Raw genomic sequence first — 20,157 nt, forward strand, 5'->3', positions numbered from 1 at the left:
TGCTGCTCAACACATCTGGTGTCAGATCATGCCGGACTGTCCGGCTCGTTGCTCGCTGCCCCCGCCAGTTGGGCAAGGCGACGGTGCTCGGCCGCCTTCCGCTCGTGGATCGCGGCCATCCGCAGGTGGTACGCCGGGTCGCCCTGTTCGTAGATGTCCGGCACCCCGTCCTCGTCCTCGTCGAGCTCCTCGGCGTCGTGCAGCGCCCGGTATCTGCGCACCCGGAGTCTGATCAGTGCACCGGAGAACACGGCGGCCGTCAGGGAGCCGATCAGTACGGCGGCCTTGATCTCGTTGATCGTGCCCTCGTCGCCGGCGAAGGCCAGCTCGCCGATGAGCAGCGAGACGGTGAAGCCGATGCCGGCGAGTGAGGCGACCGCGAGGACGTCCGCCCAGGCCAGCTCCTTGTTCAGCTCCGCCTTGGTGAAACGGGTGGCCAGCCACGTACCGCCGAAGATGCCCACGGTCTTGCCGACGACGAGGCCCAGGACGACACCGAGGGTCTCGGGCCGGGTGAAGACGTCCGCCAGTGCGTCGCCGGAGAGGGAGACACCGGCCGAGAAGAGGGCGAACAGCGGTACGGCGAGACCGGCCGACAGCGGGCGGACCAGGTGCTCGATGTGCTCGCCGGGCGAGTGGGTCTCGCCGTCCCGCCGGGTGCAGCGCAGCATCAGCCCCATCGCGACACCGGCGATCGTCGCGTGGACGCCGCTGTTGTACATCAGGCCCCAGATGACCAGGGCGAGCGGTACGTAGATGTACCAGCCACGTACGTTCTTGCGCAGCAGCAGGTAGAAGACGGCCAGGCCGATGAAGGCGCCGGCCAGCGCCATGAAGTCGATTTTCTCGGTGAAGAAGACCGCGATGATCAGGATCGCGAAGAGGTCGTCGACGACGGCGAGGGTCAGCAGGAAGGCGCGCAGCGCGTTCGGCAGCGAGGTGCCGATGACCGCGAGGACGGCGAGCGCGAAGGCGATATCGGTGGCGGTCGGGACGGCCCAGCCGCCCGTAGAACCTCCGCCGACCACGTTGACCAGCGTGTAGACGAGGGCCGGGATCGCCATTCCGCAGAGTGCGGCGACGACCGGGAGGGCGGCTGCCTTCGGGTCGCGGAGCTCGCCCGCGACCAGTTCCCGCTTGAGCTCGACGCCCGCGACGAAGAAGAAGATCGCGAGCAGCCCGTCCGCCGCCCAGTGCTCCACGGAGAGGTTGAGGCCCAGCGACGCGGGGCCGAAGTGGAAGTCGCTGACGGACGCGTAACTGGAACCGAAGGTGTTCGCCCACACCAGGGCGGCTATTGCGGCGACCAGCAGGATCATGCCGCCGACGGTCTCGGTGCGCAGGGCCTCCGCGAGGTAGTTCCGCTCGGGGAGGGACAGCCGTCCGAGCAGGGTGCGGCGGGGCGACGGGGGTGCGGGGGTGGGCGCGGCCACGAGGGGAGACCTCCGGGTCGGTACGGCAGCGATGGCATGGCTGATGCACTTGCCGACCAGACTTCCCGGCACACCCTGTGGAGATTTCTTATTGCCTTATTTACGCAACTGCCACTGTACCCGTGGTGCGCGGGGTTGTATCCGGTGATCTTCACCTTAGATGCCCGAGGGGCACCCGGCGCGTTGCCGGATGCCCCTCGGGGACGTACTGCTCTGTTCTGTCCGCCGTGGTCAGTCCTCGGAGGAGGACGACGGCAGCTGGGCCTGGATCAGGTCCATCACCGAGGAGTCGCTCAGCGTGGTGACGTCGCCCACCTCGCGGTTCTCGGCGACGTCACGCAGCAGACGCCGCATGATCTTGCCGGATCGGGTCTTCGGCAGCTCGGCGACCGGCAGGATCCGCTTCGGCTTGGCGATCGGGCCGAGCGTGGCACCGACGTGGTTGCGCAGCTCCGCGACCAGCTCGTCGGAGGCGTCGGCCGTACCGCGCAGGATCACGAACGCGACGATGGACTGGCCGGTCGTCGCGTCGGCGGCACCGACCACGGCCGCCTCGGCGACCGAGGGGTGCGACACGAGCGCCGACTCGACCTCGGTGGTCGAGATGTTGTGCCCGGACACCAGCATCACGTCGTCGACCCGGCCGAGCAGCCAGATGTCGCCGTCCTCGTCCTTCTTGGCGCCGTCGCCCGCGAAGTACTTGCCCTCGAAGCGCGACCAGTAGGTGTCGATGAAGCGCTGGTCGTCGCCCCAGATGGTGCGGAGCATCGACGGCCACGGCTCGGTGAGGACGAGGTAGCCGCCCCCGCCGTTCGGAACCTCGTTGGCCTCGTCGTCGACGACGGTGGCCGAGATGCCGGGCAGGGCGCGCTGGGCGCTGCCCGGCTTGGTCTCCGTCACGCCCGGCAGCGGCGCGATCATCATCGCGCCGGTCTCGGTCTGCCACCAGGTGTCCACGATCGGGCACTTGTCGGCGCCGATGTGCTTGCGATACCACATCCACGCCTCGGGGTTGATCGGCTCACCGACCGAACCGAGGACCCGGAGACTGCTCAGGTCGAACTTGGCGGGGATGTCGTCACCCCACTTCATGAACGTACGGATCGCGGTCGGCGCGGTGTAGAGGATCGTGACGCCGTACTTCTGCACGATCTCCCAGAAGCGCCCCTGGTGCGGGGAGTCGGGCGTGCCCTCGTACATGACCTGCGTCGCGCCGTTGGCCAGCGGGCCGTAGACGATGTACGAGTGGCCGGTCACCCAGCCGATGTCGGCGGTGCACCAGAAGACATCGGTCTCCGGCTTGAGGTCGAAGACCGCGTTGTGGGTGTATGCCGCCTGCGTGAGGTAGCCGCCGGAGGTGTGCAGGATGCCCTTCGGCTTACCCGTCGTGCCGGAGGTGTAGAGGATGAAGAGCGGCTGCTCCGCCTCGAAGGCCTCGGGGGTGTGCTCGGCGGACTGCCGGCCGGTGATCTCGTGCCACCAGACGTCGCGGCCCTCGGTCCACGCGGTGTCCTGCCCGGTGCGCCGGACCACGAGGACGTGCTCGACGCTGTCGATACGGGAGACGGCGTCGTCCACGGCGGGCTTGAGCGCGGACGGCTTGCCGCGACGGTAGCCGCCGTCGGCGGTGATGACGACCTTGGCGTCCGCGTCCTGGATGCGGGTGGCGATGGCGTCGGCGGAGAAGCCGCCGAAGACCACCGAGTGGGCGGCGCCGATGCGGGCGCAGGCCAGCATCGCGATGGCGGCCTCGGGGATCATCGGCAGATAGACGGCGACCCGGTCGCCCTTGCCGACACCGAGCTCGATGAGGGCGTTGGCGGCGCGGGAGACCTCGTCCTTGAGCTGTGCGTAGGTGATGGCGCGGCTGTCGCCGGGCTCGCCCTCGAAGTGGATGGCGACCCGGTCGCCATTGCCGGCCTCGACGTGGCGGTCCACGCAGTTGTACGCGACGTTGAGCTTGCCGTCCGCGAACCACTTCGCGAAGGGCGGGTTGCTCCAGTCGAGCGTCTCGGTCGGCTCCGTGGCCCAGGTCAGGCGACGGGCCTGCTCTGCCCAGAAGCCCAGCCGGTCCGCCTCGGCCTGCTCGTACGCCTCCGCCTTGACGTTGGCGTTCGCGGCCAGATCGGCAGGCGGTGCGAACCGCCGCTCCTCACGAAGCAGATTGGCCAAGCTTTCGTTGCTCACGACATCTCCCATTCCCAGGGTGTCCGTTGTGTCCCGGGGCATAGCTCATCAGGCCAAAGGCCGGGTGACAAGTGTCTGCCCGGAATTGGTTTAGACCTGTGTCTCGTGTATGGAGACACGGTCCCGCATCCACGTGCGGTGCGACGCGGTACGGCGCAGTGCGGAGGGGAGCTGTGCAATGCGCCGCGGCGCGACTCGGAGCGGTGCGGAGGCAGGACCACAAGGTCTCACGGACCCGGGGCGATTACGGTTCAGACGCTCGTGCGTTCCAACTCGCCGGAACCGGGGGCGTCGCCGGGGTCCACCCGGTCGAAGACCTCGTCGAGCTCCAGTCCGCTGCTGGCCGCCTCGGTCAGCAGATAGGCCTGTGCCTCGCCCACGTGGAAGTACATGCCGTGCAGCCGGATCGTGCCCTCGGCGAGTCGCCGAGCCACCGATTCGTGTGCCCGCAGATGGTCCAACTGCTGGACCACATTGGTGAGGCAGAGCTGTTCGAGCGCGTCGGTCGGCAGTCGTCCGGAGATCCGGGCCCAGGCGTGGTGCCGGGACGCCATCCGCTCCAGGCTCGGCAGCCCATGTCTCAGCCACCGCCACAGGGACGTGGACGGAGTCTCCTGGTCCGGTTCGGCGCCGAGCAGTGCCTGCATCGCTCCGCAGCCGGAGTGCCCGCAGACGGTGATGGACTCCACCTTCAGCACGTCCACCGCGTACTCGATCGCCGCACCCACCGAGTGGTCCCCCGACTCGGCGTTCGGCAGGGGGACCAGATTGCCGATGTTCCGCACGGTGAACAGATCGCCCGGGCCACTCGCTGTGATCATGCTGGTGACGAGGCGGGAGTCCGCGCAGGTGATGAAGAGCTGGGACGGGCGCTGCCCCTCGACGGCCAGCCGGGCCAGCTCGTCGCGCACCAGCGGAGCGGTGTTGCGCTGGAACGAACTCAGACCGCTGATCAGTCGGTTGCCGCCGCTCGGGCGGGGGGCTGCGGTGGTCGGCTCACGACCTGGGGCGGGGGCGGCGGCGCCGGTGTGGGTGTTGTCCGGGGCGCCGGGAACGGCCGTCTCGCGAGGTGCGTCGTGGGGCGTGTCGTGGGAGGTGCGGGGGTCGCTGGGGCCGATGTGGCCGGCGGTGACGACATCGGCGAGACCGCCGGTATTGCTGGTATCGCCGATACCGGCGGTATTGCTGGTGCTGCCGATGTCGTGGGCGCTGCCGGGGCGGGCGACGGTGGACGGTTCGCCGGGGCCGTGGTCCGCTCCGGGCATGCGGCCGGGTTCGTCGTGGCAGTGATGGTTGCGCCACGGTGTCCAGGGGCGGCAGCAGGAGTGCGCAGCCGAGGCGGGCTCGGCGATCCGGCTGCCGGACCTGCCGGTGAACACGATCCTGCCGCCATGGGCGGTCTGGGCCGTGCTCCAGTCCTGGATGGCCTCGTACGCCGCATGGTCCATGAAGAAGCCGTCCAGCTCGACGACGGCATCCCCGCCCTGGGGCAGCTGGCCGAGAGTGCGGCTGAGCCGGGGCACCGCGAGGAACGTCAACTGGCCGCGCACGACGACCAGATGCTGTCCGCCCTGGTCGGTGACCGTGATCCGGGTCCGGGCCAGCCGGTGCAGGGCGACCGCCACTGCCACCGCGATGCCGATCACCACGCCCTTGAGCACACCGAAGAGGACCACGCCGCTGATCGTCGCCCCGTACACCAGGAATTCGCGGTGCTTATGGACGTTGCGGATGTGGGCGAAGCTCACCATCTGGATCCCGACCATCATCACCAGCGCGGCGAGCGCGGCCAGCGGGATCCACTCCAGCACGGTGACCAGCAGTCCGGTGGCGAGCAGCACCCAGACGCCGTGCAGCACGGTGGAGGCGCGTCCGGTCGCCCCGGCGCGTACGTTCGCCGAACTGCGCACCGCGCCACCGGACACGGCCAGCCCTCCCACCAGCCCGGACAGCGTGTTGGCGATGCCCTGGGCGCGTAGTTCGCGGTCGAGATCGGAGCGCCTGGAGGGCAGCGCTAGGGGCGCAGCCGACGCGGACGTCGAGGGCGGCGCAGATGTCGAGGGCGCGAGTGCGTGCGCGAGTGTGTGCGCGGGTGCGGATGCCCCGGTCGGGGCTGCCGCCGGGGCGGGCGCCGACACCGCACCCACCCCGGGCCGGGCGGCCGTTCTCTCGGCGGCGCGGTCGGCCGACAGCTTGTCCACTGCCACCGCGGCGAGAAGCGATTCCAGACTGGCCACCAGCATCACCGTGAACACGGCAGTGGCCAGGGCGAGTACGGGGCCGTGCGGCATCTCCGGCAGGGCGTGCGAGCGCCAGGACGGCAGATCGACCCGGGCGATCCCGGGCGCGACGATCGCGGCCACCGCCGTAGCGGTCACCACCGCGGCGAGGGCGGCCGGAATCCGCCGTACGGCTCTGCCGATCCCGCCCGGAATCCGTGGCCAAAGGATCAGGATGGTGATGGTCAGTACGCCGATGAGCGGGGCGGCCGGGCTCACCCGGCCCAACTGGTCGGGGAGCGAGAGCGCGTTGGCGACGGCCGAACTCTGCGGCGAGCCGCCGAGCACGATGTGCAGCTGGGCGAGCGCGATGGCCACGCCGATTCCGGCGAGGGTGCCGTGGACGATGGCGGGGCTGACGGCGAGGGCGCTGCGCGCCGCCCGCAGCGAGCCGAGCAGGATCTGGAGCAGTCCGGCGCCGATGGTGATTGCGCAGGTGGTGCGCCAGCCGTAGATCTGGATCAACTCGGCTGTGACCACGGTCAGTCCGGCGGACGGGCCGCTGACCTGGAGCGGGGTGCCGCCGAGCAGTCCGGCGACGATGCCGCCGATCGCGGCGGAGATGAGGCCGGCTTCCAGCGGGGCGTCCATGGCGACGGCAAGGCCGAGCGACATGGGGACGGCGAGCAGGAAAACCGTGATCGATGCGGACAGATCGGCGCCCGTGATACGGAATCGACCACCGCGCGGTGGCGGCGGGCTGTGTGGTCGCTTGACTCCCGAGGCGCGTGATGGACGCGAACTACGGGATGTGCGGTTGTGACGAGTGGGGACGCAAGCAGACATTTTCCCGTCTCCTCCGGGGCAGCGCGGTCGCGGAATGTAGGGACGCGGCCTTGGGTCACGGCGTGCAGCGGCGGGATTTCTCAACTCTCAGTAAACAGATCGTAATGGAGAGTAAAGATCTGTGTCCACACTTGTGATCGAATGAGCCAGTCGATCACCCATTCAAGTGAATAAGCATCTTTTCATTCGGTATGTCGTGCTGATCTCGACTGGTCGCGTGCGAACTTGACCGCGCCGTGTCGGCCTTTCGACGCGAACATCCCGCAAGGAAGAGGTGGGCGAATGATGGCTGCCACGACGAGAGTTGCCGCGAAAGGAGTCGTTACGCGGAGGGCCGCCACGAAGACGGCGGCCGCCGGGCGGGTTGCCCTGGGTGTCGTGGCCGTCGCGCTCACCGCGGGAGTGGCCGGGTGCTCCTCCGGCTCCGGCGACGACACCGGAGCCGCCGGCCCGGGGCCGGCGAAGAAGGCACCCGAGGCGAAGAAGGCGCCCGAGGCGAGGAAAGCTCCCGAAGCGAGGAAAGCTCCCGAGGTGGAGAAGAAGGCCCCCGACGCCCCGGCCGCGCCCAACAGCGTTTTCCGGCTCATCGGTGACGGGTCCACCGCGTTCACCGGCAGCCAGCCGAAACAGCCCGTGGTCGAGCGTCTGGCTCCCGGCCAGAAGCCGCCGCAGTTCGTGGTGTTCTCGTGGGACGGCGCGGGCGAGGACAGCCAGAAGCTCTTCTCCCACTTCCGCGAGGTCGGCAAGAAGTACCACGCGAACATGACGTACTTCCTCAGCGGCGTGTACATGCTGCCGCAGGACAAGCGGGAGCTCTACGACCCGCCGAAGCACAACGCGGGCAGCTCCGACATCGGCTTCAACGACACCGAGGGAATCCGGAACACTCTCACCCAGGTGCGCGGGGCCTGGGAGGACGGCGATGAGATCGGCACCCACTTCAACGGGCACTTCTGCGGCCCCGAGGGCGGTGTCGGGACCTGGTCCGTCGACCAGTGGAAGAGCGAGATCAGCCAGGCCAAGTCCTTCGTGAAGAACTGGAAGACCAACGACCCGGGCCTCGAAGCGGAGAAGCCGCTTCCCTTCGACTACGACAAGGAGCTCATCGGCGGCCGCACCCCCTGCCTGGAGGGACAGAAGAACATGGTGGCGGCGGCACGGACGATGGGCTTCCGCTACGACTCCAGCGGGGTCGACAACCAGGTCTGGCCGAAGAAGAAGGACGGCGTCTGGGACCTCTCGCTGCAACTCGTCCCCATGCCGGGCCATAAGTTCGAGACCCTGTCGATGGACTACAACTTCATGGTCAACCAGTCCGGTACTGAGACACAGGGCGACCCGGGCATGCACGAGTTCTGGGGCAACCAGATGCGCGACGGCCTGCTCCGGGCCTTCGACCGCTCGTACGACGGAAACCGCGCCCCGCTGATCATCGGCAACCACTTCGAGTCCTGGAACGGCGGCACCTACATGCGCGCCGTCGAGGACACCATCGCGATGGTCTGCACCAAGGAAGGCGTCCGCTGCGTCTCCTTCCGGCAGCTGGTCGACTGGCTGGACGCGCAGGACCCGGCGACGCTGGCCAAGCTCGGCACACTCGATGTCGGCCAGGCACCTGAGAAGGGCTGGTCCGCGTTCCTCGACGGAGCGGGGACTTCCGAAGCCGGCCGGGCAGCGGGCGCCGGCGAGACTCACGCAGGACCGGGCGAGGACGAGTCCGGCCGCTGAGCCGCGTGGCCCGAGGCCGTGGCCGTGGCCGACGCGTCGTGCGCCGGGCCGGCCGTGCGGCGGGGCCGTGCGCCGAGCGCCGGACAGGACCGGCCGGGGATCCGATCCTGTCCGGCGCTCTGTGAATATGACGCCTTCCGCCATGCGGGGTGGGCGAATCAGGCCGGCGGGGTGCCGAGGTTTCAGGCGGGCTGAGCGGCGCCGTCCTGGGCGTACCGTTCATCGAGAACAAAGGCGGGGTCGACCTGGGCGGCCAGATCGGCGCCCGTCTTCTCGTTGCCCCAGCTCTCCGCGTTCTTCAGATGGAAATGGACCATCTGGCGCGTGTAGCGCCCCCAGTCCCGCTGCTCGTACGAGTCCTCGGCGGCGTTCTGCAGCGCCTGCAGAGCCATCCGGTTGTCCGCCTCCAGCAGCTCGAATCGAGCGGGGCGGCCCTTCTCCATCGCCCGTACCCAGTCGGAGTGCCCGACGCTGACCAGCAGGTCGTCGCCCACCTCGGCGTGCAGGAACTCCAGATCGTCCTCGCCCTGCACCTTGTTGCCGATGACCTTCAGGGCGACCCCGAAGTCCCGCGCGTACTCCTTGTACTGGCGGTAGACCGAGACGCCCTTACGGGTCGGCTCCGCGACCAGGAACGTCATGTCGAAGCGGGTGAACATCCCGGAGGCGAAGGAGTCCGACCCCGCCGTCATGTCGACGACGACATAGTCGTCGGGGCCGTCGACGAGATGGTTCAGGCAGAGTTCGACCGCGCCGACCTTGGAGTGGTAGCAGGCCACACCCAGATCCGACTCGGTGAACGGCCCGGTGGCCATCAGCCGGATCTCCCCGTCGTCCAGCCGGACCGTACGCGCGCACGCGTCGTAGATCGGGTTGTCCTCGCGGACCCGCAGCAGTCGGGAGCCCTCGCCGGGCGGGGTCGTCTTGATCATCGTCTCGCCGGAAGCGATGCGGGGGTTGGTGCCGCGCAGATACTCCTTGATCAGAGGCAGGTGCGCTCCCATGGCGGGCAGTGCGGCGGCCTCCTGGTCGTCGAGGCCGAGCGCGGCCCCGAGGTGCTGGTTGATGTCGGCGTCCACCGCGACGACATGGGCTTCATTGGCGGCGAGGTGGCGGATGAAGAGCGAGGACAGCGTCGTCTTGCCGCTGCCGCCCTTCCCTACGAAAGCGATCTTCATGTTCACCTAGGGTAGCGGCGCGATCGCGTTCTGCTGTCGCACTTCGTGAAGAAGGCCACTCCCGGGCGGCAACGGCGCAGCGGACGCGTAGCCTCGTTACCTATGAGTACGCCTGCCCCTGATCCGCTCGCCGCCCTGGGTGCCCTGCCGGGGGTCGCCGACGCGGTGGACTCCGTACGCAAGGCCGTCGACCGGGTCTACGGTCACCGCGTCATGCGGCGTCGCAGCAATGAGGTCACCGCGGAAGCGGCGCTGCGCGGCGCCCGTGGTTCGGCGGCGCTGTCGGGCGCCGACTGGAACCTGGAGGAGGTGCGCCGGCGTACCGACTTCAGCGGTGACGGCGAGGCGCACGTGATCGGGGCGGCCCTGCGGCTGACCGCCGAAGCGGGCCAACTGCTCTCCATCTGGCGGCAGTCACCGCTGCGGGTGCTGGCGCGGCTGCATCTGGTCGCGGCCGGCGGGGCGGTACCCGACGACGCCGTCGGCCGGCCGAGGCTGGTGGGCGAGCCCGTGGACGAGCCGCTGATCGAGGCGCCGTTGCCGGATGCCGACGAGGTGGCCGGGCGGCTGGAGGGGCTCTCCGGGCTGATTCTTTCCGGCACTTCGGCGCCCGCGCTCGTCACGGCGGCGGTAGTGCACGGCGAACTGCTGGCCCTGCGCCCCTTCGGCTCGTACAACGGTCTCGTCGCGCGGACCGCCGAACGGATCGTACTGATCGGGAGCGGGCTCGACCCCAAATCGATCTGCCCCGCAGAGGTGGGTCACGCCGAGCAGGGGCGGGCGGCGTACGTCGCGGCGTTCGAGGGCTATCTGTCGGGGACGCCGGAGGGCATGGCGGCCTGGATCGCGCACTGCGGACGCTCCGTGGAGCTGGGCGTCAGGGAGTCGACGGCGGTGTGCGAGGCGCTCCAGCGCGGGGCCGCGTAGGAGCCGCGCGAGAAGCCGCACGGCAGCCGAGCGAGAAGCCGTATGGCAGCCGAGTGAGACGTCGAGCAAGGCGTCGTGTGGAAGGTGCGTGGAAGTCGCGCAATGGGGAAGCGGCTGGATTTCGGCCCGAGGTCGCGAATCCGTCGGGTGCCGGTTTCGTGGTGTGCGTCGCGATAAAACCACCGAAGTAACTTCATCGCGGTAACTCGCGAATTGTCTTCGCCATGTCGACTTGTCGAGTCGACATCACTGACCGGAAAAGGGTTGCGGCGGTACCGTCCTCGGTACCGCCGCTGGCATGTCTACCCAGTTACCATGCGTCCTCGATATATGCCCATCAGGTCGGGATGCTTTGCCCGTTCCCTGGTGCGGCTGGCCCGTAATCGACGGGTCGACGTCGCGTGGGTGCTCGGTTTTCATGCTCGGTCCGTGGGGCCGTCTCTGCGTTACAGGTAATCCTCTCGGATGTCCTTGGTCTCGCGGGCCGTTGAGTCATTTGTACTCCAGAGCCGGGGTGAGCGGTAGTGCTGGCCCCACTTCTTTACTTTTAGGTTCAATTACGGGCGAGTTGGATATTTCGCGCCGGCCGTCGAGTCGGCGCGCCGGGCCGTCGCCCGGGGTCACGCCGGTCGTCGCTCAGGGGGTGTGTCAGGCGGAGGTCGCGGCGCGGCGGCGCGAGGAGTACCAGACCAGTCCCGCCGTGACGGCGGCCGCGCCCACCGCTGCCGCCGCGACCAGTGCCGGACGTGGCGGCAGTGAGAACGCGGGCAGTCGCTGCTTGAGCCGGACCGGCCGGTCGAAGACGAGAATCGGCCACTCGCGGAGGGTCGCCTCGCGTCGCAGCGCGCGATCCGGATTGACCGCGTGCGGATGGCCGACCGACTCCAGCATCGGTACATCCGTGGCCGAGTCGCTGTACGCGTAGCAGCGTGAGAGGTCGTACCCCTCCGACACCGCGAGGGCCCTGATCGCCTCGGCCTTCGTCGGTCCGTAGGCGTAGTACTCGACCTCGCCGGTGAAGCAGCCGTCGTCACCGACGACCATTCGGGTGGCGACGACCCGGTCGGCACCGAGCAGCTCGCCGATCGGTTCGACGACCTCGGCGCCCGAGGTCGAAACGATCACCACATCGCGTCCGGCGGTGTGATGCTCCTCGATGAGCGTCGCCGCTTCGTCGTAGATGATGGGGTCGATCAGCTGGTGCAGGGTCTCGGCGACGATTTCCTTCACCTGCTGGACGTTCCAGCCCTTGCAGAGTGCGGAGAGATATTCCCGCATCCGCTCCATCTGGTCGTGATCTGCACCCCCGGCAAGGAACACGAACTGTGCGTACGCAGTGCGCAGTACAGCGCGGCGGTTGATCAGTCCGCCTTGGTAGAAGGACTTGCTGAAGGTCAGCGTCGAAGACTTCGCAATGACCGTCTTGTCCAGGTCAAAGAAGGCGGCTGTGCGCGGCAAGAAGCGGTTTTCCACAAGGCAGAGCATAGGGGGACATCATTCGGCGTAAACTCCGGCGCGTGGGTTTGCCTGAGAAGGCTCTCGGGTACACCATGGAAGTCACGGATCGTTCGCGACCGTGCTAACCCGGTCCGGCTCCTCCCCCCCCGAGTCGGCCGTGGGGACGACCCCCGCTCTCCCCCCCGGCGGGGGTCGTCGCATGTCCGGACACGATTCTGTCGTTCGGAATCAAGCATTCCGCCTCCATTTCGGTCGCTGTGGCCGGCTTCTCGGCCTGCCCTCACCACCATGACTCGTCACGGTGCGTAGCGGAAGGGCTGCACTCCGGAAGTCGCCGGTATGAGCGACGGAGATATTCACAACGGTGGAGTTGTCCACAGTTTTCGAGCAAGATCCACACGATTTTCCGAAGCGCTGCACGGTGATTCCAGCCGCGAAGTCCGCGGGTTGTGGAATCGCCGATCCCGGAACGCTCCGAGATCACCGCGAACCGCGATGAAGGTGCAGTGAGAAGGGGGCGGAGATCGTGGCCGAGTCCATCGCGCGGGATCCTCTGCAAGCCGCCGGAGGGCGGCAGGGCGGACCGCTGATCGTGACCGAGGATGCGGAACTGCTCGACGATCTGCTGCGGCTGTGTGCGGCCGCCGGAGCGGAACCGGAAGTTCATCACTCGCCACCCGAGAACAGGGGCAGCTGGGAACAGGCTCCGATGGTTCTCGTGGGCGACGACGCCGCCCGGCGCTGCCGAGGGGTGGTGCGCAGGCGGGGCGTGATGCTCGTCGGCAGGGAACAGGACGCCCCGGACGTCTGGCGCCGAGCCGTGGAGATCGGGGCCGAATATGTGCTGAGGCTGCCCGATTCGGAGAGCTGGCTCGTCGACCAGATCGCCAACGCGGCGGAGGGGGTGGGCCGGCCGGCGCTCACCGTGGGGGTGATCGGCGGCCGGGGCGGCTCGGGCGCGTCCACACTGGCCTGCGCCCTGGCGGTGGCCGCGGCCAGGGCTGGGCGGCGGACGATGCTGATCGACGGCGACCCGCTCGGCGGTGGCATCGACGTGCTGCTCGGTGGCGAACGGGCCGAGGGAATGCGATGGCCGGATTTCGCCCATTCCAAGGGGCGGGTCGGCGGGGGTGCGCTGGAGGAGTCACTGCCGGCGCTGCATGGGCTGCGGGTGCTCAGCTGGGGCCGCGACGACTGCACGGTCATCCCGCCGCAGGCCATACAGGCCGTGCTGGCCGCCGCGCGCAGGCTCGGCGGGGTGGTGGTCGTCGATCTGCCGCGCCGGGTCGACGAATCGGTGGCCGAGGCGCTCGCGCAGCTGGATCTCGGGCTGTTGGTGGTCCCGGGGGAACTTCGCGCGGTCGCGGCGGCGAAACGTGTGGCGTCGATGGCCGGGATGATCCTGGACGACCTTCGAGTGGTGTCCCGCGGACCGTACGCGGCGGGCCTCGACGAGCGGTGGGTGGCACAGGCGCTGGGGCTGCCGCTCGTCGGTGAACTCCCGCTCGACGCCGGGCTGCCCGCCGCTCAGGACGGCGGCGCGCCGCCGGGTGGCAGTGCGCGCGGTCCGCTGGCCCGGTTCTGCGCGGCGTTCTGGGAGCGGGCGTTCGCCCCGGAGAGCGCGGGTGGACGAGCGGGTGGGGGTGCGTCATGACCCAGACACTGCTCGATGCCGTACGGCAGCGGCTCGCACAGAGCGGCACCGCGCCGACGCCGGCCGGGGTCGCGGCTGCGCTGCGGGCTCAGGGCCGGCTGCTCGGGGACGCCGAAGTGCTCGGTGCGGCCGATGAGTTGCGGGGCGAGTTGGTCGGGGCCGGAGTTCTGGAGCCGCTGCTCGCAGATCCGCTGGTGACGGATGTGCTGGTCTCCGCGCCGGACCTGGTGTGGGTGGACCGGGGCGGTGGTCTCGAACTCACCGGGGTGACCTTCAAGGACGCGGCCGCGGTGCGCAGGTTGGCACAGCGGCTGGCCGCCGTGGCGGGGCGGCGGTTGGACGACGCCCGCCCCTGGGTGGACGCGAGGCTGCCGGACGGCACCCGGATGCATGCCGTGCTGCCGCCGGTGGCCGTCGGCTCGACGTGCCTGTCGCTGCGGGTGGTTCGGCCCAGGGCCTTTTCGCTGGCGGAGCTGGTCGCGGCGGGGACGGTGCCGCCGGGCGGTGACCGGGTCCTGCGGGCTCTGGTGGAGGCCCGGGTCTCGTACCTGATCAGCGGAGGGACGGGGGCCGGGAAGACGACTCTTCTGTCGAGTCTGCTGGGCGCGGTCGGGGAGCGTGAGCGAATCGTGCTCGCCGAGGACTCGGCGGAGCTGCGGCCGGACCATCCGCATGTGGTGCGCCTGGAGTCGCGCCCCGCCAACCAGGAGGGGGCGGGCCGGGTGACCCTGCGGGATCTGGTCAGGCAGGCCCTGCGGATGCGGCCCGACCGGCTGGTGGTCGGAGAGGTGCGCGGCGCGGAGGTCACCGAGCTCCTTGCCGCCCTGAACACCGGACACGAGGGCGGCTCGGGGACGGTCCACGCCAATGCGGCCGAGCACGTACCGGCCCGTCTTGAGGCGCTGGGGACGGCGGCGGGGCTTGACCGGACGGCGCTGCACAGCCAGTTGGCGGCCGCGCTGTCGGTGGTGGTCCATCTCGTACGGGACCGGGCCGGGCAGCGGCGGATCGCCGAGGTGCAGGTGCTGGAGCGGGACGCGGCGGGGCTGGTGGTGACCGTGCCCGCGCTGCGCTGGGGCGCCGATGGATTCGTGCGGGAGCGGGGCTGGGAGCGGCTGCTGTCGTTGATCGGGGGTGCGCTGTGACGGGGGTTGCGCCGATGGGGCTGTCGGTGGGCGTGAGCGGCGCGGTGGCCCTGTGCGCCGGGATGGCCGCCTGGCTGGTGGCGGCGCAGGACCATGGCCGGCGGAGGGCCCGGGTGCTGTTTGCCGACGGGGAGGTCCGGCCGCCCCTGCGAGTGCGCTGGGAGCGGGCCGGGGCATGGTTGCTGGAGCGGTCGAGGGAACGGCGTGAGTGGCTGTGCCTCCCGGTGGCGCTGGTCGTCGCCGTGCTGGGGGAGTCCGTGCTGCCGCTGCTGGGCGGGGCGGCGGCCGTGCCGCTGGTGCGGCGGTGGCTGCGCAGGCGGGCCCTGGGCAAGGAGCGGGAGCGCCGGGAAGCCGGGGTGGTGGCACTGTGCGGCGCGGCCGTGGGTGAGCTGCGGGCCGGACACGAACCCGGGCAGGCGCTGCTCGTCGCTCTCCGGAGCAACGGGGTGATGGGGGCGGCTGAGGCGGGTGTGTCCGCTGCGGCGCGATTCGGTGGCGACGTACCGGGGGCGCTCGCTCAGGCGGCGCGGGAGCCGGGGCTGGACGGACTCGCCGGGGTGGCGGCCTGCTGGCGGGTGGCGGTCGACGGCGGGGCCGGGCTCGCGGCGGGGCTGGACCGCCTGGAGGGCACGTTGCGGGCCGAGCGGCGCAGCCGGGAGGAACTGCGGGCCCAACTGGCGGGTGCCTGGTCGACGGTGGCTGTGCTGGCGCTGCTCCCGGTGCTGGGGCTGGGGCTGGGGGCGGCGCTCGGGGCCGATCCGTTGCGGGTGCTGCTGCACACCCCGGCCGGGCTGGTCTGTCTGGTGACGGGCGGACTGCTGGAGGCGGCCGGACTCTGCTGGGCGGCCCGGATCGTACGGGCGGGGGAGGCGGGGTGAGCGGGGTCGCCGACGAAGCCGTCCCCCGGGTGGCGGCGGTGTGCATGGTGCTGAGCGCGGTCGCTTGTCCGGCCTTTGCCCTGGCAGGGCTCGGGCGGAGGCGGGCGGTGCGCCGCCGGGGCGCGGCACTGCTGGCGATCGCCGGGCCGGAACGACGGCGCGAGCGCAGGGGTGGGCACAGGGACGCGCGCGGACAAGCGGCGTTCGGCGCCCGGGTGAAGGAGTGGATCGCGCCGCTGGGCGCTGTGGCGGTGGGCTGGGTTCTGGTCGGCGGTCTGCCGGGTTGCGCGGCGGGGCTGCTCGGGGCGTACGGAGCCTGGCGGTGGCAGCGGGGCCGGCGCGGCATCGAACCGGGGGCCGGACTCGCGGAGATGGCGGAGGCCGCACGCCGGCTCCCGCTGGCGGCCGACCTGTTGGCGGCCTGCATCTTTGCCGGGGCCGGCCCCCGGGAGGCGGCCGAGGCGGTGGGGGAGTCGCTGGGCGGACCCGTCGGCAGGTGCCTGGCGCGGACGGCCGCGGAGATCCGGCTCGGTGGTGAACCCGCGGCGGCCTGGGGGCGGTTCGGGGAGATACCGGGTGCGAGTGCGCTGGCCCGCTGTCTGGAGCGGGCGGGGTCGACCGGGGCTCCGGCGGCGGAGCCGGTGGCACGGCTGGCCGAGGCGATGCGGGCCGAACGCGCGAGTGCGGCCGTGGCGCGCGCCCAGCGGGCGGGCGTGCTGATCACCGGTCCCGTCGGGCTCTGCTTTCTGCCCGCTTTCCTGATGGTCGGGGTGGCGCCGGTGGTGATCGGTCTGGCGACCGGACTGCTTGAGACCACATGACCGAATAGTGCAAGTAAGAATCCATTCGATACGAATTGAAGATTTCACGGGGGTTGAAATGGGTCAGCGAATCAGGGACTGGGTGCGCGGTATGGCATCCCGGGCCCGGTCGGACAGCGGAATGACGACATCCGAATACGCGGTGGGGACGATCGCGGCCTGTGCGTTCGCGGCGGTGCTCTACAAGGTGGTCACCAGCCAGCCGGTGATGTCCGCATTGCAGGCACTGCTGAAGGACGCGCTCGATGCGAAGTTCTGAGAACGGACCCGGAGAGTGCGGCGGCAGCCGTTCCCGTATCGAGGGCGGGGGACCGGGTGGCCGGGCGTCGGACCGGGGCGCGGTGACCGCGGAAGCGGCCATGGCGGTTCCGGTGCTGGCGATGTTCGCTTTGGCACTGGTCTGGGCGCTGATGGCCGCCTCCGCCCAGATCCGGTGCGTGGACGCGGCGAGGGCCGGGGCGAGGGCGGCCGCCCGTTCCGAGCCGGAGGCACAGGTGCTTGAGGTGACCCGTTCGGCGGCACCCGGCGGAGCCGAAGTCGCGATGGAACGGGCCGGGGAGCTGTGGCGGGTGCGGGTGGCGGCTTCGATGCCGGGGCCGGGCCCGCTGGCCCTGACGCTGCACGCGGAGGCTGCCGCACTGGCCGAGGACACGGTGGGGGTGACGCAATGAACCGGACGGGAGGGAGGTGGCGGGCGGCTGCGCTCGCGCGGCTGCGGGCGGCCGTCCCCGCGCGGCCGGGCAGGTTCGGGCGGAGCGAGGACAGGGGGCTGGCCACGGTGTGGGTGGCGATGACCACGGCCACGTTGTGTGCGGTGTTCGCGGTCGTGCTGGCCCTCGGGCAGGTGGTGGCCGTTCGGCACCGGGCGGGCGGTGCGGCGGATCTGGCGGCGCTGGCCGCGGCCGACCGGGCCCTGCAAGGTCCTGGGGAGGCCTGCGGGGCCGCTGAGAAGGTGGCCGCGGCGCAGGGGGCCGTGGTCGTCCGGTGTGCGGTGCGCGGGGAGATCGCCGATGTGACGGCCCGGGTGGATTTCGGGCCGTACGAACCGGCGGTCAGGTCCCGGGCCGGCCCTCCGGCGGCTGCTCCCGCCTCTCCGGCGCTTCCCCCTCCCGTGCTGGAGCCGACCCCGACCCCGGCCCCGACTTCGCCCCCGGCTTCGGATCCGCCTCCGGCGGCTGCGCGGGGTTCGGTTCCGACAGCTCCTCGGGATCCGGCTCCTCGGAGGGCGGGGGCGCGTATCGCAGGAGTTCGGTGAGGAGGCGCACGGCGCCACGCTTGTGCAGCGGTTCATTGCCGTTGCCGCACTTGGGGGACTGGACGCAGGACGGGCAGCCGGCCTCGCACTCGCAGGACGCGATCGCCTGGCGGGTCGCGGTCAGCCAGGCACGGGCGGTGTGGAAGGCCCGCTCGGCGAATCCGGCACCGCCCGGGTGGCCGTCGTACACGAAGACCGTGGGCAACAGGGTGTCCGGGTGCAGCGGCACGGAGACGCCGCCGATGTCCCACCGGTCGCAGGTGGCGAAGAGCGGCAGCATCCCGATCGACGCGTGCTCCGCGGCGTGCAGGGTGCCGCCCAGGATCTCCGGATTGATGCGGGCGGCGTCGAGCTGGTCCTCGGTGACCGTCCACCAGACGGCTCGGGTGCGCAGGGTGCGGGGCGGCAGATCCAGCTTGGTCTCGCCGAGGACCTCGCCGGTGATCAGCTTGCGACGCAGGAAGGAGACGACCTGGCTGGTGACCTCCACGGAGCCGTAGCAGAGCCGTCCGTCACCCCACGGGATCTCGGTGTCGGTCTCCAGGACGGCGATGGAGGTGGTGTCGCGGGCGGTGGTCGAGTACGGCGGGACGGCCTCCTCGACCAGGGCCACCGAGTCCTCCAGGTCCAGCTTCCGGACCAGGTAGGTGCGGCCCTGGTGGAGGTGGACGGCGCCCTCGTGGACGGCGGTGTGCGCGGCCGATTCGTCGACGGTGCCCAGCAGCCGGCCGGTGCCCTCCTCGACGATCTGGACGGGGCGGCCGCCCTCGCCACGGATGTCGGTGAGGTCCGCGGCTCGTTCCCGGCGGGTCCAGTGCCAGCCCGACGGCCGCTTGCGCAGGAGCTTCGCGGCCTCCAGCTGCGGCAGCAGTTCGGGCACGGCCGGGCCGAAGAGCTCCAGGTCGGGCCCGGTGAGGGGGAGCTCCGCGGCGGCGGCGCACAGATGGGGGGCCAGGACGTACGGATTGTCCGGGTCGAGGACGGTCGACTCCACGGGCTGCTGGAACAGCGCCTCGGGATGGTGGACGAGGAAGGTGTCCAGCGGGTCGTCGCGGGCCACCAGGATGGCCAGGGCGCCCTGGCCGGAGCGTCCGGCCCGGCCCGCCTGCTGCCACAGCGACGCCCTGGTGCCGGGATAGCCGGCGATCACGACGGCATCCAGGCCGGAGACGTCGATGCCCAGTTCGAGGGCGGTGGTGGCGGCCAGCCCGAGCAGTTCCCCGGAGTGCAGGGCGCGCTCCAGGGCGCGGCGTTCCTCGGGGAGGTAGCCCCCGCGGTAGGCGGCGACCCGGGCCGGCAAGGTGCGGTCCACCTCGGCGAGGCGCTCCTTCGCGATGACGGAGATCAGCTCGGCGCCGCGCCGGGAACGTACGAAGGCGACCGAGCGGACGCCCTGGACGGTGAGATCGGTGAGCAGGTCGGCGGTCTCCGCGGTGGCGGTGCGGCGGACGGGGGCGCCCTTCTCGCCGTGCAGGTCGGTCAGGGGCGGCTCCCACAGCGCGAAGACCAGCTCGCCGCGGGGTGAGGAGTCGTCGGCGACCTCCTTGACCGGGAGACCGGTGAGGTGGCCGGCCGCGACGGAGGGTTCCGCCGCGGTGGCGGAGGCGAGGAGGAAGACCGGGTCGGCTCCGTAACGGGCGCACAGGCGGCGGAGCCGGCGTACGACCTGGGCGACGTGGGAGCCGAAGACGCCGCGGTAGGTGTGGCACTCGTCGATGACGACGAAGCGCAGGGCGCGAAGGAAGGAGGACCAGCGGGGGTGGGACGGGAGTATCCCGCGGTGCAGCATGTCGGGGTTGGTCAGGACGTAGTTGGCGTACTGGCGCACCCACTCGCGTTCCTCGACGGGGGTGTCGCCGTCGTAGACCGCGGGCCTGACGGCGTTGCCGAGCGGTGCCGCGAGCTGTTTCACGGAACGCCTCTGGTCGGCGGCCAGAGCCTTGGTGGGCGCCAGGTACAGGGCGGTGGCGCCGCGGCCGTTCGGGGCCTCGGAGCCGTCCAGCAGGGCGCTGAGGACCGGGGCGAGGTAGGCGAGCGACTTGCCGGACGCGGTTCCGGTGGCGATGACCACGGATTCGCCGTCCAGGGCGTGCTCGGCGGCGGCCGCCTGGTGCGCCCACGGATGTTCGATTCCGGCCCGCTGGATCGCGGCGACTACTTCCGGCCGGATGCGATCGGGCCAGATGGCATGGGTTCCCGCACGCGGGGGCAAGTGCTCCGTATGAGTGATGCGCGCGGACCGGCCCGCCACTGCGGCGAGCCGGTCGAGGACCATGGCGGGAGAGTGACTGGTGTCGCTGTTCCCGGGTGGTCGACTGGGGCGGTGATTCTTGGCCATCGGCACCGAGTGTGTCACTGGCGTGACGGACAATGGCCCCAAGCCGTCGTGCATGGCTGCTGGTAAGTGATTGAATGCCATCGCGGCTGG

General features: G+C 70.7%; 14 protein-coding genes and 1 pseudogene. 9 read left to right on the forward strand and 6 right to left on the reverse strand.

The features are described from left to right. Positions 1-26 precede the first annotated feature (26 nt). From nhaA to ACFYY1_RS13950, 3 genes are all read right to left on the reverse strand, one after another. Complete coding sequence (nhaA, locus tag ACFYY1_RS13940; RefSeq protein ID WP_388584399.1) at positions 27-1,433, reverse strand: Na+/H+ antiporter NhaA; 1,407 nt, start codon at positions 1,431-1,433, stop codon at positions 27-29. A 231-nt stretch (positions 1,434-1,664) separates the two neighbouring features. Beyond that, complete coding sequence (gene acs / locus ACFYY1_RS13945) at positions 1,665-3,662, reverse strand: acetate--CoA ligase (protein ID WP_388584401.1); 1,998 nt, start codon at positions 3,660-3,662, stop codon at positions 1,665-1,667. Between the two features lie 209 nt (positions 3,663-3,871). Further along, entirely contained in the window at positions 3,872-6,685 is a 2,814-nt protein-coding gene (locus tag ACFYY1_RS13950; protein WP_388584404.1) for a SulP family inorganic anion transporter, read from the reverse strand. 285 nt (positions 6,686-6,970) lie between these two features. On the opposite strand from ACFYY1_RS13950, the gene ACFYY1_RS13955 reads away from it, so the two are divergent. Continuing rightward, positions 6,971-8,413: a hypothetical protein gene (locus ACFYY1_RS13955; RefSeq protein ID WP_388584406.1), complete on the forward strand. Its 1,443-nt coding sequence runs from the start codon at positions 6,971-6,973 to the stop codon at positions 8,411-8,413. Between the two features lie 182 nt (positions 8,414-8,595). On the opposite strand, the gene ACFYY1_RS13960 is transcribed toward ACFYY1_RS13955, so the two are convergent. Next, complete coding sequence (locus tag ACFYY1_RS13960) at positions 8,596-9,591, reverse strand: ATP-binding protein (RefSeq protein WP_388584407.1); 996 nt, start codon at positions 9,589-9,591, stop codon at positions 8,596-8,598. Between the two features lie 102 nt (positions 9,592-9,693). On the opposite strand from ACFYY1_RS13960, the gene ACFYY1_RS13965 reads away from it, so the two are divergent. Then, positions 9,694-10,518: an oxidoreductase gene (locus ACFYY1_RS13965; protein WP_388584408.1), complete on the forward strand. Its 825-nt coding sequence runs from the start codon at positions 9,694-9,696 to the stop codon at positions 10,516-10,518. Positions 10,519-11,166: 648 nt separating this feature from the next. Here ACFYY1_RS13965 and ACFYY1_RS13970 read toward each other — a convergent pair. Beyond that, positions 11,167-12,003: an HAD family hydrolase gene (locus ACFYY1_RS13970; RefSeq protein WP_388584410.1), complete on the reverse strand. Its 837-nt coding sequence runs from the start codon at positions 12,001-12,003 to the stop codon at positions 11,167-11,169. A 499-nt stretch (positions 12,004-12,502) separates the two neighbouring features. On the opposite strand from ACFYY1_RS13970, the gene ssd reads away from it, so the two are divergent. The 7 genes and pseudogenes from ssd to ACFYY1_RS14005 all read left to right on the forward strand — a co-directional run. Beyond that, positions 12,503-13,630 carry a septum site-determining protein Ssd gene (ssd, locus tag ACFYY1_RS13975; protein ID WP_388584412.1) on the forward strand — a complete coding sequence of 376 codons (1,128 nt, stop codon included), beginning with the start codon at positions 12,503-12,505 and terminating at the stop codon, positions 13,628-13,630. Continuing rightward, the gene (locus ACFYY1_RS13980) at positions 13,627-14,775 is read left to right on the forward strand and encodes a TadA family conjugal transfer-associated ATPase (protein ID WP_388584415.1); all 1,149 of its coding nucleotides are present in this window, start codon (positions 13,627-13,629) and stop codon (positions 14,773-14,775) included. The genes ssd and ACFYY1_RS13980 overlap by 4 nt, the downstream gene beginning before the upstream one ends. Positions 14,776-14,789: 14 nt before the next feature. After that, on the forward strand, positions 14,790-15,653 hold the full coding sequence (locus tag ACFYY1_RS13985; protein WP_388584417.1) for a type II secretion system F family protein: 864 nt from the start codon (positions 14,790-14,792) through the stop codon (positions 15,651-15,653). Between the two features lie 44 nt (positions 15,654-15,697). Continuing rightward, complete coding sequence (locus ACFYY1_RS13990; protein ID WP_388584719.1) at positions 15,698-16,474, forward strand: type II secretion system F family protein; 777 nt, start codon at positions 15,698-15,700, stop codon at positions 16,472-16,474. Positions 16,475-16,532: 58 nt separating this feature from the next. Further along, complete coding sequence (locus ACFYY1_RS13995) at positions 16,533-16,733, forward strand: DUF4244 domain-containing protein (RefSeq protein ID WP_388584418.1); 201 nt, start codon at positions 16,533-16,535, stop codon at positions 16,731-16,733. Next, the gene (locus ACFYY1_RS14000) at positions 16,720-17,145 is read left to right on the forward strand and encodes a TadE family type IV pilus minor pilin (RefSeq protein WP_388584420.1); all 426 of its coding nucleotides are present in this window, start codon (positions 16,720-16,722) and stop codon (positions 17,143-17,145) included. The genes ACFYY1_RS13995 and ACFYY1_RS14000 overlap by 14 nt, the downstream gene beginning before the upstream one ends. 119 nt (positions 17,146-17,264) lie before the next feature. Further along, positions 17,265-17,486 (forward strand): annotated as a pseudogene (locus ACFYY1_RS14005) (Rv3654c family TadE-like protein); the annotation flags it as partial. A gap of 40 nt (positions 17,487-17,526) precedes the next feature. On the opposite strand, the gene ACFYY1_RS14010 reads toward ACFYY1_RS14005, so the two are convergent. Next, on the reverse strand, positions 17,527-20,148 hold the full coding sequence (locus tag ACFYY1_RS14010) for a DEAD/DEAH box helicase (RefSeq protein ID WP_388584421.1): 2,622 nt from the start codon (positions 20,146-20,148) through the stop codon (positions 17,527-17,529). Positions 20,149-20,157 lie beyond the last annotated feature (9 nt).

The sequence above is a fragment of the Streptomyces sp. NPDC001890 genome, from assembly GCF_042891445.1.
Classification (GTDB): domain Bacteria; phylum Actinomycetota; class Actinomycetes; order Streptomycetales; family Streptomycetaceae; genus Streptomyces.